This is a genomic window from Kitasatospora sp. NPDC085464 (assembly GCF_044541955.1).
Lineage (GTDB): Bacteria > Actinomycetota > Actinomycetes > Streptomycetales > Streptomycetaceae > Kitasatospora.
Genome location: NZ_JBITTM010000022.1, coordinates 38,814 through 52,322, shown reverse-complemented (window position 1 = coordinate 52,322; position 13,509 = coordinate 38,814). Strand labels below are relative to the sequence as shown.

Here is a 13,509-nt window from a genome sequence, read left to right as displayed (position 1 = left end):
CGTCCGCGATGGAAGACTCCAGGACGGCGGGCCCGCCCACGGCGGACCGGCCGCGCACGGACGACCCGTCACCGGACGGGCCGACACCGACCGGGCCGACACCGGACGGACGGGCCCTCACCGGGCAGGCCGACACCGGGCAGGCCGACACCGGCCGGGCCCGGAAACGCCCCGGCGACGACCGGCCCGGAACAGACCGACCCAGCACAGAACCGACCGAGCACAGGGGGAAGCGCACAGATGCCTACGATCCACCGATCAGCCCTGGCCGCCGCCGTGGTCGCCGGAACCCTGCTCGCCGTGAGCGCCTGCGGGCCGGACGGCCCGGCGGGCGACGGCCCGGGCAGCGCCGCGCCGCCGCCGTCCTCGGCCGCGGCGACCGGCGGCAGCGGCGGGGGTGGCGTGATCGGCGGGATCACCCTTCCCTCCGGCCTGCCGACCAGCCTGCTGGAGGGCCTGCCGAGGAGCTGGGACGACCTGAAGAAGTGGAAGTTCGAGGACTGGGACAAGTGGGCGTCCAAGCACGTCTTCGACAACCCGGTGGTGAAGGATTTCTGGGACCCGGACAAGATGGGCGACTCCAAGCCCGCCGAGCCGGCCCCGCCCGCCACCAAGCCCGCCCCGGCCACCCCCGCGCCCGCCACCGACGACGGCGTGACCGACCCCGAACCGCCGGTGGTCAACGCCGTCGCGCTGCCCCGCCCGTACACCAAGCAGCCCTCCGGCAAGGTGTTCTTCTCCGCCAAGGGCGGCCGCGGCAACTGCTCGGCGACGGTGATCGCCGACCCGCAGCACCCGGGCCGGAGCAACCTGGTCTGGACGGCCGGCCACTGCGTGCACGAGGGCAAGGGCGGCAGCTTCTACAAGGACCTGGTGTTCGTGCCCGCCTACAACAACTCGGGCGCCTCCAGCGGCGGCAAGCGCGCACCGCTGTCCGAACTGGCCCCGCTCGGCACCTGGTGGGCCGACCAGGTCACCACCTCGCCGCAGTGGATGGTCGAGGGCGGCGGCACCGGCGACGCCGCCAACCAGTACGACTTCGCCGTCATGCGCGTGCACAACCAGAACGACACCGGCAAGTCCCTGGAGGAGACGGTCGGTTCGGCCGTCCCGGTGTGGTTCGACGCCCCGCGCGACAAGCTGAACGTCTCGGCCGTCGGCTACCCGCTGCTCAAGCCGTTCGACGGCCAGGAGCTGTACAAGTGCGACGGCGGCAAGCCGACCCGGCTCTCCTTCGACGCCAAGCGCCCGACGATGCTCACGATCGGCTGCAACATGACCCAGGGCTCCAGCGGCGGCGGCTGGTTCGCCACCATGCCCGACGGGAAGACCGCCCTGGTCAGCAACACCTCGATCGGCACCCAGGACCACACCTCGCTCAGCGGCCCGTACCTGGAGACGGTCGCCAAGCAGGCCCTGGACTGGATCTCCAGGAAGCAGTAGCCGCCACCGGGGGGCGGAACGGAAACACCAGCACAGCACGGGGGACGATCCAGCATGCCGACGAACACCAGCCGGGCACGCCGCGCCAGGACGGCCGGCGCCGCGCTGCTCGCCGCGGCCGCCCTGGCCGCGGCCGGCTGCGGCCCGGACGGTCCCGCCCGGCCGGTCGCCCCGCCCCCCGCCCTCCCCACCTCCGCGCCCACCAGCCTGGGCGACCTGACGGGCTGGAAGCTGGAGGACTGGACGAAGTACGTCGCCGACAGCAGGTTCGCCAACGAGACGGCGGCGGGCTTCTGGTCGGCCGCCCGGATGGACGCCGCCAAGCCCCGGCCCACCCCGGAGTACTCGCTCACCGCCCCAGCCGCCGCCGGCGTCGAACGGGACGCCCCGCCCGCCGCCGTCCCGGCCCAGCCCCAGCCGCACCCGTACGGCCAGGCCACCGCCGTGGTCGGCCGGCTCTTCATGACCACGCCGCAGGGCGACGCGGCCTGCTCCGCCACCGTGGTCGCCGACCCGGTCAACCCCGGGCGCAGCAACCTCGTCTACACCGCCGCGCACTGCCTGCACGACGGCAAGGGCGGCGGCTGGCAGAAGAACCTGGTGTTCGTGCCCGGCTTCAACCGGGACGGCCAGGCGGCCCGCGGCAAGCCGCACTCCGACGCGCAGAGCGCCCCGTACGGCCGGTGGACGGCGGTGCGCGCGCTGGTGTCGCCGACCTGGCTCCAGGAGAGCGGCGTCGGCGCCCACAACCAGTTCGACTACGGGATCCTGCGGGTGCGCGCCGAGAACGGCTCCGGCGCGTCCCTGGAGGAGACGGTCGGCGGCTCGGTCCCGGTCTGGTTCAACGCCCCGCGCGACCGGATCACCGCGGCCGCGGCCTACGGCTACCCGGCCGAGCGGCCCTTCGACGGCACGGAGCTGGACCACTGCGACTCCCCGGTCCCGCCCGGCCGCCTCTCCTTCGACCCGACCCGCCCGCCGATGTACGTGATCGGCTGCGCCATGACCGCCGGGTCGAGCGGCGGCGGCTGGTTCGTCACCAGGGACGGCAAGCCCAACCTGATCAGCGTCGGCGCGATCGGCGACCGCAGTCCGGCCGGGTACCAGGCCGGCCCTTCGCTGCAGGACCAGGCGAAGCAGGCCTTCGACTTCTTCGCCAAGAACGTCCGCTAGCCCCGTCCGCCGGCCCCGTCAGCGAGCCCTCCGACGGGCCCCGGCCTACGACCCGCGCGAGCACGCGGAGGGCCCCTAGAAACCGCCCGGCGGTTTCTAGGGGCCCTCCGTGCGCTTGCGCGTCAGCCCTGCAGGGCCACCGCGAAGTGCTCCAGCTCGGCGGCCAGCTCGGCCGCCACCTTGGCGTGCAGCAGCGTGCCCTCGCCGGTGTGCTCGGTGGAGAGCAGCTCGCCCTCCGCGTGCACCCGGGAGACCAGCGCGCCCTGGGTGTAGGGCACCAGGGCCCGCACCTCGACGGCCGGTCGCGGCAGCTCGTCGTCGATGAGCTTGAGCAGCTCCTCGATGCCCGCGCCGCTGCGGGCCGACACCACGATGGCGTGCGGCTCGCGGCGCAGCAGGCGCTGCAGCACGTGCGGGTCGGCGGCGTCCGCCTTGTTGATCACCACGATCTCCGGCACGTTCTGTGCGTCGACCGAGACGATGACCTCGCGGACGGCGGCCAGCTGCGTCTCCGGCTCGGGGTGCGAGCCGTCCACCACGTGCAGGATGAGGTCCGCGTCGGCGACCTCCTCCATGGTCGAGCGGAAGGCCTCGACCAGGTGGTGCGGCAGGTGCCGGACGAAGCCGACGGTGTCGGCCAGGGTGTAGACCCGCCCGCTCGGGGTCTGGGCCCGGCGGACCGTCGGGTCCAGGGTGGCGAACAGCGCGTTCTCCACCAGCACGCCCGCGCCGGTGAGCCGGTTGAGCAGGGAGGACTTGCCGGCGTTGGTGTACCCGGCGATGGCCACCGACGGCACCTGGTGGCGCTTGCGCTCCTGGCGCTTGGTGTCGCGGCCCTTCTTCATGTCGGCGATCTCCCTGCGGAGCTTCGCCATCTTCTCGCGGATCCGGCGCCGGTCGGTCTCGATCTTGGTCTCACCGGGACCACGGGTGGCCATGCCGCCGCCGGACGAGCCGGAGCCGCCACCACCCATCTGCCGGGACAACGACTGACCCCAGCCTCGCAGCCGCGGCAGCATGTACTGCATCTGGGCGAGCGAGACCTGCGCCTTGCCCTCCCGGGACTTGGCGTGCTGGGCGAAGATGTCCAGGATCAGGGCCGTCCGGTCGACGACCTTGACCTTGACCACGTCCTCCAGGTGGATCAGCTGGCCGGGGGTGAGCTCACCGTCGCAGACCACGGTGTCGGCGCCGCTGGAGGCGACGATGTCGCGCAGCTCCTTCGCCTTGCCGGAGCCGATGTAGGTGGCCGCGTCGGGCTTGTCGCGGCGCTGGATGACGCCGTCCAGCACCTCGGAGCCGGCGGTCTCGGCGAGCGCGGCGAGCTCCGCCATGGAGTTCTCCGCCTCCTCCAGCGTGCCGTCGGTCCAGACGCCGACGAGCACCACGCGCTCCAGGCGGAGCTGGCGGTACTCGACCTCGGTGACGTCTTCGAGTTCGGTGGAGAGGCCGGCAACCCGGCGCAGGGCGGCGCGCTCGCTGCGGTCGTACTGGTCGCCGTCGTAGTGGTGGCCGAGGTCCTCGTCGATGGCCGCGAGGTCCTCGTCCATGAGGGCTTCCGCCCGCAGACCGTCGAAGCGGCGCGGAGCGTCGGCGTGGTCGCGGGTGTCGAACGTGGAGGTCATTCTGTCCTTTGGCTCGCTGGTACGGGTGGCTCGGGGGACCGGACGGTCCCCTCAGGAGTCTGCCCAGCTGCCGCCCCGGCTACCGTCCGGGCGGGGTGAGCTACCCCTCGGGTCCTCGGGTGACACCCGGGGCTCCTGTGCCCTGGGAACGCCGCGGACCGGCCGTGAATTCCCCATGATGGTCGCACGCCCGGCGCGGGCGGGTCATCCCCATTTCACCGGAGCGCGGCGGGTCGGCCCGGCCCGACCCGCCGTGCCCCCGGGCCGTGGGGGGCCGGCACCCAGCCCCCGGCCCGGCGCTCGACCCCCGGCCCGGTGTCCGACCGCCCCCCGCGCCGGCGCCTACCCTCCCGCCGGGCCGTGCGGACGGCTGACGTCGAACACCCCGGAGACCCGCAGCATCGCCCGCATCAGCCCCGGCAGCGCGCCCGGCGCGGGCAGTTCGACGGTGTAGGTGTGCCGGACCCGCGACTCCTGCGGCGGCTCGACCTCGGCCGACACGATGCCGACCCCCTGGGCGGAGATCGCCGCCGTGAGGTCGGCCAGCAGCCGGGGCCGGTTCAGCGCCTCGGCCCGCAGGGTGGCCCGGTGCCCGGCCGCCGGGGCGTCCTGCGGCTGCCAGCGGACCTCCAGCGCGACCCGTCCGTCGGCCCGCATCCGCTCCCCCGCCGGGCAACCGGTGCGGTGCACGGCCACCGCGCCGCCGCGGATCGGGTAGCCGGCCACCTCGTCCGGCGGGACGGGCGTGCAGCAGCGCGCCAGCCGTACGGTCGCCCCGGGCCGTCCGGCCACCGCGACCGGGGCGGCCCGCTTCTCGGCGGTGCGCCGGCCGGGCGGGGCGGGCTGGGCCGCGGCCGGGCCGGTGCGGACGGCCGGCAGCCGGGCCGGCGGGTCGGCCAGCCAGCGCTCGATGGCCAGCCGGGCGGCGGGGGTGCGGGCGTGCGCCAGCCATTCGGGGGCGGGGCCGGAGGGCTGGCCGCCGCCCGCCGGCAGGGTCTCGGTGAGCACCGCGATCAGGTCGCCGTCCTCCAGCACGGTGGAGAGCGCGCTGAGCCGCCCGTTGACCCGGACCCCGATACACCGGTGGCCGGTCTCCTCGCCGAGCAGGTAGGCCGCGTCCACGCACGTGGCGCCGGCCCTCAGCTGAAGCGTTTCGCCGCCTTCCGTCACCACGGTGATCTCGCGGTCGCCGGCCAGGTCGGCGGTGAGCGCGGACCAGAAGGCGTCCGGGTCGGGCGTCTCCTGCTGCCACTCCAGCAGTCGGCTGAGCCAGCCCGGCCGGGCCGGGTCGGTGCGGTCCAGTTCGTCGGCGTCCTGGGCGGTGGCGGCCGGGGAGGGGTCTCCCAGCGCGACCACCCCGGTCTCGGCGACGTCGTGCATCCGGCGGGTGCGGACCAGCACCTCGACCACCGCGCCGCCGCTCAGCGCCACGGCGGTGTGCAGCGACTGGTAGAGGTTGAACTTGGGCGCGGCGACGAAGTCCTTGAACTCCCCGGGCAGCGGCGTCCAGCAGGTGTGGAGTTCGCCGAGCACGGCGTAGCAGTCCGCGTTCTCCTCGACCACCACCAGCAGCCGCCCGAAGTCGGCCGGCCGCGGGCCCTGCGGCCGGCCGTCCGGTCCGGGCGCGCCGGTCCGTCTGAGCAGCACCCGGTGCAGCGAGACGCAGTGCCGGGGCCGGACGGTCACCTCGGCGGCCACCCCGGCCTCGGCCAGCTGCCGGGCCAGCTGCCGGGCGAAGGGCTCCAGCACCGTGTCCGGCCCCGCCTCGTGACCGGCCATCAGGGCGCGGGTGCGGGCGTGCTCCTCGGGGTGCAGGGTGGCGAAGACGATGTCCTCCAGCTCCGCCTTGAGCACCTGGATGCCGAGCCGTTCGGCCAGCGGGATCAGCACGTCCCGGGTGACCTTGGCGATCCGCACCTGGCTGGCCGGCTTCATGTGCCGGATGGTGCGCATGTTGTGCAGCCGGTCGGCCAGCTTGATCACCATCACCCGGACGTCGTCCCCGGTGGCGACCAGCATCTTGCGGAAGGTCTCTGCCTCGGCGGCGGCACCGAAGTCGACCTTCTCCAGCTTCGTCACCCCGTCGACCAGGTAGGCGACTTCGGGCCCGAAGCTCGCGCCCACCTGGTCCAGGGTCAACTCGGTGTCCTCGACGGTGTCGTGGAGCAGCGAGGCGACCAGGGTGGTGGTCCCGGCGCCGAGTTGGGCCAGGATCATGGTGACGGCCAGCGGGTGGGTGATGTACGGCTCGCCGCTCTTGCGCTTCTGGCCGCGGTGGCTGGCCTCGGCGAGCCGGTACGCCCGGGCGAGCAGGCCGAGGTCGGCCTGCGGGTGGTGCCGGCGGTGCACCCGGACGAGCGGTTCCAGGGCGTCCGGCACGGGCGGCCGCCCGGTGGCCAGTAACGCGGCCCGGCCGGCCCGGCCGAGGGCTGCCCGGCCGAGCTCTCCGAGGGGCCTCCTGGCCCCGGCCTGCCGTACGGTCGTCGGCTGCCCCGTCAGGGACTGCCCGGCTTCGATGGTCATCGGCACCTCCGGCAACGTCGCCGGGCGCGGCCCCTCCAGAGGGGGTGATCCTGCTACCCCTCCCAGGGGTGATCGACCCGGTGGTCCATGCTACCGAGCAGAGCACGTTCCGCGACGCCGTGGTTCCCGTCCGCGACCGGTATCACCCGATCGGGGGGATTCGTCACCGCACGAATTGGGCAAACCGGGCCGTCAGCCGCGGTGCACGGACTCCCACCAGCGCCCGTCCAGCCGTCCCTCGGCCACGATCACCGCCGGCCCGGTCATCTGCACCCCGCCGTCCGGGTGCTCGGTGATGACCAGTCGGCCCCCCAGCACGTCCACGGTGTACGCGACGGACTCGCCGGTGACGGCCGGGTCGACGCCGTCCCGGCGGATGGCGGCCACCGCGACGGCGCAGGCCCCGGTGCCGCAGGAGCGGGTCTCGCCCGAGCCGCGCTCGTGCACCCGCATCGCGACGTGCCGCGGCCCGCGGTCCACCACGAACTCGACGTTGACGCCCTCCGGGTAGACGCCCTCCGGGCTGGTGAGCGGCGCGTCGACCAGCTTCCCGGCGTGGTCGAGGCTCTCCACGAAGGCCACCGCGTGCGGGTTGCCCATGTTGACGTTCAGCGCCGGCCAGCGCCGCTCGCCGACCGCGACCTCGATGCCGTCCGGCCCGGGCAGCCGGGCGCGGCCCATGTCGATGGTGACGTCGCCGGGCGTGCCGTCCTCGGCGGCCTCCGCGACCGTCGCGGTGAGCACCCCGGAGCGGGTCGCGACGGCCAGCTCGCCGGGCTTGGCCAGGCCGGCCTCGACCAGGAAGCGGGCGAAGACCCGCAGGCCGTTGCCGCACATCTCGGCGATGCTGCCGTCGGAGTTGCGGTAGTCCATGAACCACTCGGCCCGGTCGGCCATCCCCCTGGCGGCCGGGTCGGCGGCCGAGCGCACCACGCGCAGCAGCCCGTCCCCGCCGATGCCGGCCCGCCGGTCGCACAGCGCGGCGACGGTCTCGGGACCGATCTCCAGCGCGCCGTCCGGGTCCGGGAGGATGACGAAGTCGTTCTGGGTGCCGTGCCCCTTGAAGAAGGGGATGCCGTCGTGCCGGGGAGAGGATGTGCTCACCCTCCCGATGGTACTGAGCCGGGCGGAGGCGCTCAGCGCAGGTAGGCGACCCGCCAGACCGCGAGCGCGCACGCGGTCAGCGCGATCAGGGTGTAGACCACGATCGCCTTCCAGCCGGCCCGCTGCCCGGAGCCCCGGCGCGGCAGCCCGGGCCACGTGTAGCCCGCGTGCCGGGCGGCCATCGCGCCCCAGCCGACCGAGGCGGCGGTGAGCAGCAGCCCGAGCATCCCGACCATGGTGGCGCGCGCGCCGGCCGAGCCGAAGGCGAGCGGGAAGGCGAACATCAGCGAGCCGAGGGTGCCCATCAGGGCGATCGGCAGCGTCTGCCACCAGCGCAGTCGGCGCAGCGGGCGGATCTCCCGCTCGTGCACCGCGCCGCCGGGCGGGGTGCGGGTGTCCAGGGCGGGCACCGCGGCCGCGTACGAGGTCGGCGCCTCCAGTCCGGTCAGCACGGGGAGGTCGCCCATCGTCGACTCGTCGAACTCCTCGGCCGGCGCGGTGACGCTCCCGCTCTGACCGGGCTCGGGGCCGGTACCCGTCGACACACGGCCTCCCCTGACTGTTCGACACGAGCGGACTCGCGGCCGGGCACGGTCGGCCCGTTCGGCCGACCCCTATGGCATCGATGATGGCATGTCCAGGGGGGCGTTCCGGGCCTGACCGGGGTCGGCGGGTGATCCGTGGCCATCACGTGATCGGGCCGTGACCGCCGGTTCGTCCTGCACGCCCACCTGCGCGCGCAGGTGCACCGCCGAATTGGCCGGAACCCGTCCTAGACGGCCGGAACTCCCTGACGCTCGATCAGTTCGAGGGAGTGCCCGAGCAGCTCCGAGGGGTCGGTGCCGGCCGGTCGGGAGAGCCAGTTGATCCGGTCGTCCCGGCGGAACCAGGACTCCTGGCGGCGGGCGAAGCGCTTGGTGGCCCGGACGGTCTCGGCCCGCGCCTCGTCCTCGGTGCACTCGCCGGCGAAGTGGTCGAGCACCTGCTGGTAGCCGAGCGCCCGGGAGGCGGTCTTCCCCTCCCGGAGCCCGATCCGCTCCAGCGCCCGCACCTCGTCGAGCAGCCCGGCCTCCCACATCCGGTCGACCCGCAGCGCGATCCGCTCGTCCAGTTCAGGGCGCGGCACGGCGACGCCGATCTGCACGGCGTCGTAGACGGCGGTGTTGGTCGGCAGGTTGGCGGTGAACGGCAGGCCGGTGATCTCGATGACCTCCAGCGCCCGGACGATCCGCCGCCCGTTGCTGGTCAGGATCGCCTCGGCGGCGGCCGGGTCCAGCTCGGAAAGCCGCCGGTGCAGCACGTACGGGCCGGCCTCCGCCAGCTCGGCCTCCAGCCGGGCCCGCACCTGCGGGTCGGTGCCGGGGAACTCCATCTCGTCGATCGCCGCCCGGACGTACAGCCCGGAGCCGCCGACCAGGACGGGCGTGCGCCCGGCGGCGAGCAGCCGGTCGATCTCGGCCCGGGCCAGCCGCTGGTACTCGGCGACGCTGGCGGCCTCGGTGACGTCCCAGACGTCCATCAGGTGGTGCGGCACTCCGCCGCGCTCGTCCACGGTGAGCTTGGCGGTGCCGATGTCCATGCCCCGGTACAGCTGCATCGAGTCGGTGTTGATCACCTCGCCGCCGAGGCTGCGGGCGAGGGCGACGGCCAGGTCGGACTTGCCGGCGGCGGTCGCGCCGACGATCGAGATGACACGCGGGGTGCGGAGGCTGCTCACCGTTCCAGTCTCGCAAAACCCGCGCGGCGCCGGGGACCGGGCTGCCGGTCACCCGCCGCGGCGCGACGACGGGACCGTTCCCGGGGCCCTCCTCCGGACCGCTTCCGGCCGTTTCCCCAGGTGGTGCCCGGTTTGCGAACGCCTCGCGGGGTACGGACGTTGTGCAGGGGACGGGGACCGACGGACGACAGGGAAGGGTGAGACCGCCATGGGTCTGATGGACAACCTCAAGGGCAAGGCCGAGGAGCTCAAGGAGAAGGCCGGCGAGCTGGCCGGCAAGCACAGCGACCAGATCGAGCGGGCCGTGGACAAGGCCGGCGGCGCGATCGACAAGGCGACCAAGGGCAAGTACAGCGACAAGATCGAGCACGGTGCCGGCAAGGCCAAGGACGCCGTCGGCGACTTCGCCCACAAGCCGAAGCCGGGCGAGCCGGGGCAGCCCCCGCGGTCCTGACGCCTGTCAGGACCAGGACGCCACGAAGTACCCGACCCCGTACGGCGCCTCCTGGTAGCCCAGCCGCCCGGTCAGGCCGGCGCCCTCCGCGGCGCCGGCCAGCACCTGCCAGGGCGCCCGTCCCCCGGCCTTGAGCTCGGCGGCCAGGCCCGCGTCCAGCGCGGCCAGGGCGGGCAGGTCGGCCGAGCCCAGGGCGGCGGCCAGCGCCGCGTCGAAGCCCTCGGCCCGCTCGTCCAGGTAGCCGGGCGCCTTCACCGAGCGGCAGGCGCTGCCGTCGCCGAGCACCAGCAGGGCGACCCGGTCGGCGAGCCCGGCCAGGCCCTGGCCGAGGCCGAGCATCCGGTCGGCCGGGGCGTCGGCGGGCACCGCGCAGGCGTGCGTCGGCAGGGTCACCCCGGCGCGCTCCAGCAGCCAGGCACCGACGGTCAGCGAGGGCGCCAGCTCCGGCCCCTCGATCCGCTCCCCCGGCAGCTTGGCGACCAGCGGCACCCCGTAGCGGTGGAAGGAGCCGGCCCCGCCCTCGGTCCACACCTCGGCCTCCGGCCCGGTGCCGACCACCACGACCAGCTGCGGCCCGGCCGCGACCAGCGCCGCCAGCGCCTCGTCGCAGGCGGCGCGCAGCGCGTCCAGCTCGCTCGCCGCCCCGGCGGCGACCTCCGGGACGAGCAGCGGCGGACAGGGGCACACGGCGGCGGCTACCAGCATGTGGATCACTCTAGCCAACGACGACGGCGGCCCGGTGGGACTCGGGAGTCCCACCGGGCCGCCGGTGCGGGCAGCGCGTCAGTCGCCGCAGCAGGCCCCGCCCGCCGGCGCCGCCAGGGGCAGCGCGGCCGGGGCGCCGACGGACGGCAGTCCGAGCATCACGCCGGCCGGCTTGGCGGCGGGCTTGGCCTGGCGCTTCTCCCAGGCGTCACCGGCCCGGGTGCGGCGCACCGCGAGCGTCGGGCCCTCGGCCAGCAGGTGGTGCGGGGCGGCGTAGGTGATCTCGACGGTCACCATGTCGCCCGGGCGCACCGGCTCCTCGGGCTTGGTGAAGTGGACCAGGCGGTTGTCGGGCGCCCGGCCGGAGAGGCGCCGGGTCTGGTCGTCCTTCTTGCCCTCGCCCTCGGCGACCAGGATCTCCAGGGTCCGCCCGACCTGCTTCTTGTTCTCCTCCCAGGAGATCTCCTCCTGGAGGGCGATCAGGCGGTCGTAGCGGGCCTGCACGACCTCCTTCGGCACCTGGTCCTCCATCTCCGCCGCCGGGGTGCCGGGGCGCTTGGAGTACTGGAAGGTGAAGGCGTTGGTGAAGCGGGCCTCGCGGACGACGTGCATGGTGTCCTCGAAGTCCTCCTCGGTCTCGCCGGGGAAGCCCACGATGATGTCGGTGGAGATCGCCGCGTCCGGCATCGCCTCGCGGACCTTCGCGATGATCCCGAGGAAGCGTTCCTGGCGGTAGGAGCGGCGCATCGCCTTGAGCACCCGGTCCGAGCCGGACTGCAGCGGCATGTGCAGCTGGTGCATCACGTTCGGCGTCTCGGCCATCGCGGCGATCACGTCGTCGGTGAAGTCGCGCGGGTGCGGCGAGGTGAAGCGGATCCGCTCCAGGCCCTCGACCTGCCCGGCGGCGCGCAGCAGCTTGGAGAAGGCCTCGCGGTCGCCCAGGTCGGAGCCGTAGGCGTTGACGTTCTGGCCGAGCAGGGTGACCTCGATGACGCCCTCGTCCACCAGCGCCTCGATCTCGGCGAGGACGTCGCCGGGGCGGCGGTCCTCCTCCTTGCCGCGCAGCGCGGGGACGATGCAGAAGGTGCAGGTGTTGTTGCAGCCGACCGAGATCGAGACCCAGGCGGCGTACGCGGAGTCGCGGCGGGTCGGGAGGGTGGAGGGGAAGGTCTCCAGCGACTCCAGGATCTCGACCTGGGCCTTGCGCTCGATCGCGGCCCGCTCCAGCAGCGCCGGCAGGTGCCCGATGTTGTGGGTGCCGAACACCACGTCGACCCAGGGGGCGCGCTTGACGATGGTGTCGCGGTCCTTCTGGGCCAGGCAGCCGCCGACGGCGATCTGCATGCCCTGGTGGCGGCTCTTGACCGGCGCCAGCTGGCCGAGGTTGCCGTACAGCTTGTTGTCGGCGTTCTCGCGCACCGCGCAGGTGTTGAACACCACCAGGTCCGGGTCGCCCTCGGGCCCGGCCTTGACGTAGCCCGCCTCCTCCAGCAGCCCGGACAGCCGCTCGGAGTCGTGGACGTTCATCTGACAGCCGTGCGTGACGACCTTGTAGCTCTTCAATCCGCTCTCACCGCTCACCAGACCAGGGTACGGGCAGCCGCGCAGCGGTTTTCCCGAAGCTTCCCCGTCCCGTCCCGGGAGCCTCCCCAGCCCTTTCACCGAACATTCCCGGTCCCGTTCCACTCCCGTTCGGCCGGAGCGCCTGGCAGTATCCCTGCATGGCCCCCACCACCCCGTCCCGCCTCGGCGCCGCCGTCCGCACCGCGGCGCGCAGCCCGCTGTGGCGGACGGTGCTGGTGCTGGTGCTGCTGGTCGCCGGCTTCGGCGGCTGGTGGCTGTCAGCGGGCCGCTCGCCCGGGTACCCGCGCGGGGAGGTCCGCTTCGCCACCGGCGTGCAGCGCGGCGTCTACGACCGGTACGGGCAGCTGCTGCAGGCACACGTCTCCGGGACGATGCCGGGGGTGCGGCTGGCCCTGGACAACACCGAGGGCTCGATAGAGAACCTCAACCGGGTGATCACCGGCCGGGACACCTTCGCGATCGCCACCGCCGACGCGGTCGCCGACTACCAGGGCCCGGACAAGGGTCGGCTGCGGGCGATCGCCCGGCTCTACGACGACTACCTGCAGCTGATCGTCCCGGCCAACTCCCCGGTGCACCGCACCGCCGACCTCAAGGGCCTGCGGGTCGGCGTCGGCCTGCCGCAGTCCGGGGTGAACCTGGTGACCAAGCGGCTGCTGGCCGCGGCCGGGCTGGACCCGGAGCGGGACATCGTCCCGGTGCCGAAGGGGGTCGGCGAGGCCGCCGACGACCTGCGCACGGGCGAGCTGGACGCGTTCTTCTGGTCCGGCGGCCTGCCCACCAGCGCGCTCACCGACCTCTCCGACCACGTCAAGATCCGGATCGTGCCGCTGAGCGACCTCTCCGAGGCGCTGCACAAGGCCGAGGGCGGCGGCACCGACGCCTACCGGGCGGCCACCATGCCCACGGGCACCTACCCGAACGCCGAGCCCAAGGACGCCGTGGCCACGGTGGCCGTGCCCAACCTGCTGATCACCCGGGACGACGCGGACCCGGACCTGGTCGAGGGCATGACCCGCGCGGTGATCGACAGCCGCGACCAGATCGGCGCCCAGGTGCACGCCGCCCAGCTGGTCGACCTGCGCACCGCCGTCTACACCGACCCGCTCCCGCTGCACACGGGCGCGGCGCGCTACTACCGCTCGGTGAAGCCCTGACGGTGCCCCCGGCCCGTGACGACG

The 13,509-nt window shown here is 74.2% G+C and carries 11 protein-coding genes; 4 read left to right on the top strand and 7 right to left on the bottom strand.

Annotation, left to right across the window (positions count from 1 at the left end):
- Window positions 1-240: 240 nt before the first annotated feature.
- Window positions 241-1,443, top strand: coding sequence for a trypsin-like serine peptidase (locus tag ACIGG8_RS20660; RefSeq protein WP_396549657.1), 1,203 nt, complete (start codon window positions 241-243; stop codon window positions 1,441-1,443).
- A 54-nt stretch (window positions 1,444-1,497) separates the two neighbouring features.
- Window positions 1,498-2,616, top strand: a complete 1,119-nt coding sequence (locus ACIGG8_RS20655) for a trypsin-like serine peptidase (RefSeq protein WP_396549655.1) — start codon at window positions 1,498-1,500, stop codon at window positions 2,614-2,616.
- A gap of 122 nt (window positions 2,617-2,738) precedes the next feature.
- Here ACIGG8_RS20655 and hflX read toward each other — a convergent pair whose 3' ends face one another.
- The 5 genes from hflX to miaA all read right to left on the bottom strand — a co-directional run bounded on the left by hflX (window position 2,739) and on the right by miaA (window position 9,585).
- Window positions 2,739-4,241 (bottom strand): GTPase HflX, encoded by a 1,503-nt coding sequence (gene hflX / locus ACIGG8_RS20650; protein ID WP_350523380.1) that lies wholly within the window; start codon window positions 4,239-4,241, stop codon window positions 2,739-2,741.
- Window positions 4,242-4,583: 342 nt separating this feature from the next.
- Window positions 4,584-6,764, bottom strand: a complete 2,181-nt coding sequence (locus ACIGG8_RS20645; RefSeq protein ID WP_396549653.1) for a RelA/SpoT family protein — start codon at window positions 6,762-6,764, stop codon at window positions 4,584-4,586.
- A gap of 192 nt (window positions 6,765-6,956) precedes the next feature.
- The gene (gene dapF, locus ACIGG8_RS20640; RefSeq protein WP_396549651.1) at window positions 6,957-7,868 is read right to left on the bottom strand and encodes a diaminopimelate epimerase; all 912 of its coding nucleotides are present in this window, start codon (window positions 7,866-7,868) and stop codon (window positions 6,957-6,959) included.
- A gap of 32 nt (window positions 7,869-7,900) precedes the next feature.
- A complete protein-coding gene (locus tag ACIGG8_RS20635) occupies window positions 7,901-8,413 on the bottom strand; it encodes a hypothetical protein (RefSeq protein WP_350523383.1) in 513 nt (170 codons plus the stop codon).
- A 227-nt stretch (window positions 8,414-8,640) separates the two neighbouring features.
- Complete coding sequence (gene miaA / locus ACIGG8_RS20630) at window positions 8,641-9,585, bottom strand: tRNA (adenosine(37)-N6)-dimethylallyltransferase MiaA (protein ID WP_396549649.1); 945 nt, start codon at window positions 9,583-9,585, stop codon at window positions 8,641-8,643.
- 208 nt (window positions 9,586-9,793) lie between these two features.
- Between miaA and ACIGG8_RS20625 the strand changes: the two genes are divergently transcribed.
- The gene (locus ACIGG8_RS20625) at window positions 9,794-10,039 is read left to right on the top strand and encodes an antitoxin (RefSeq protein WP_396549647.1); all 246 of its coding nucleotides are present in this window, start codon (window positions 9,794-9,796) and stop codon (window positions 10,037-10,039) included.
- A gap of 6 nt (window positions 10,040-10,045) precedes the next feature.
- Here ACIGG8_RS20625 and ACIGG8_RS20620 read toward each other — a convergent pair whose 3' ends face one another.
- Window positions 10,046-10,744, bottom strand: a complete 699-nt coding sequence (locus ACIGG8_RS20620) for a class III extradiol dioxygenase subunit B-like domain-containing protein (RefSeq protein ID WP_396549646.1) — start codon at window positions 10,742-10,744, stop codon at window positions 10,046-10,048.
- Window positions 10,745-10,822: 78 nt separating this feature from the next.
- The gene (gene miaB / locus ACIGG8_RS20615) at window positions 10,823-12,325 is read right to left on the bottom strand and encodes a tRNA (N6-isopentenyl adenosine(37)-C2)-methylthiotransferase MiaB (RefSeq protein WP_350523387.1); all 1,503 of its coding nucleotides are present in this window, start codon (window positions 12,323-12,325) and stop codon (window positions 10,823-10,825) included.
- A gap of 140 nt (window positions 12,326-12,465) precedes the next feature.
- On the opposite strand from miaB, the gene ACIGG8_RS20610 reads away from it, so the two are divergent.
- Entirely contained in the window at window positions 12,466-13,485 is a 1,020-nt protein-coding gene (locus tag ACIGG8_RS20610) for a TAXI family TRAP transporter solute-binding subunit (protein ID WP_396549644.1), read from the top strand.
- Window positions 13,486-13,509: the final 24 nt, after the last annotated feature.

Bases quoted from the DNA above. Each gene is read 5' to 3' on its own strand.
- hflX (WP_350523380.1), bottom strand. From the start codon at position 4,241: ATGACCTCCACGTTCGACACCCGCGACCACGCCGACGCTCCGCGCCGC.
- ACIGG8_RS20620 (WP_396549646.1), bottom strand. From the start codon at position 10,744: ATGCTGGTAGCCGCCGCCGTGTGCCCCTGTCCGCCGCTGCTCGTCCCG.
- ACIGG8_RS20625 (WP_396549647.1), top strand. From the start codon at position 9,794: ATGGGTCTGATGGACAACCTCAAGGGCAAGGCCGAGGAGCTCAAGGAG.
- ACIGG8_RS20660 (WP_396549657.1), top strand. From the start codon at position 241: ATGCCTACGATCCACCGATCAGCCCTGGCCGCCGCCGTGGTCGCCGGA.
- ACIGG8_RS20645 (WP_396549653.1), bottom strand. From the start codon at position 6,764: ATGACCATCGAAGCCGGGCAGTCCCTGACGGGGCAGCCGACGACCGTA.
- ACIGG8_RS20610 (WP_396549644.1), top strand. From the start codon at position 12,466: ATGGCCCCCACCACCCCGTCCCGCCTCGGCGCCGCCGTCCGCACCGCG.
- ACIGG8_RS20655 (WP_396549655.1), top strand. From the start codon at position 1,498: ATGCCGACGAACACCAGCCGGGCACGCCGCGCCAGGACGGCCGGCGCC.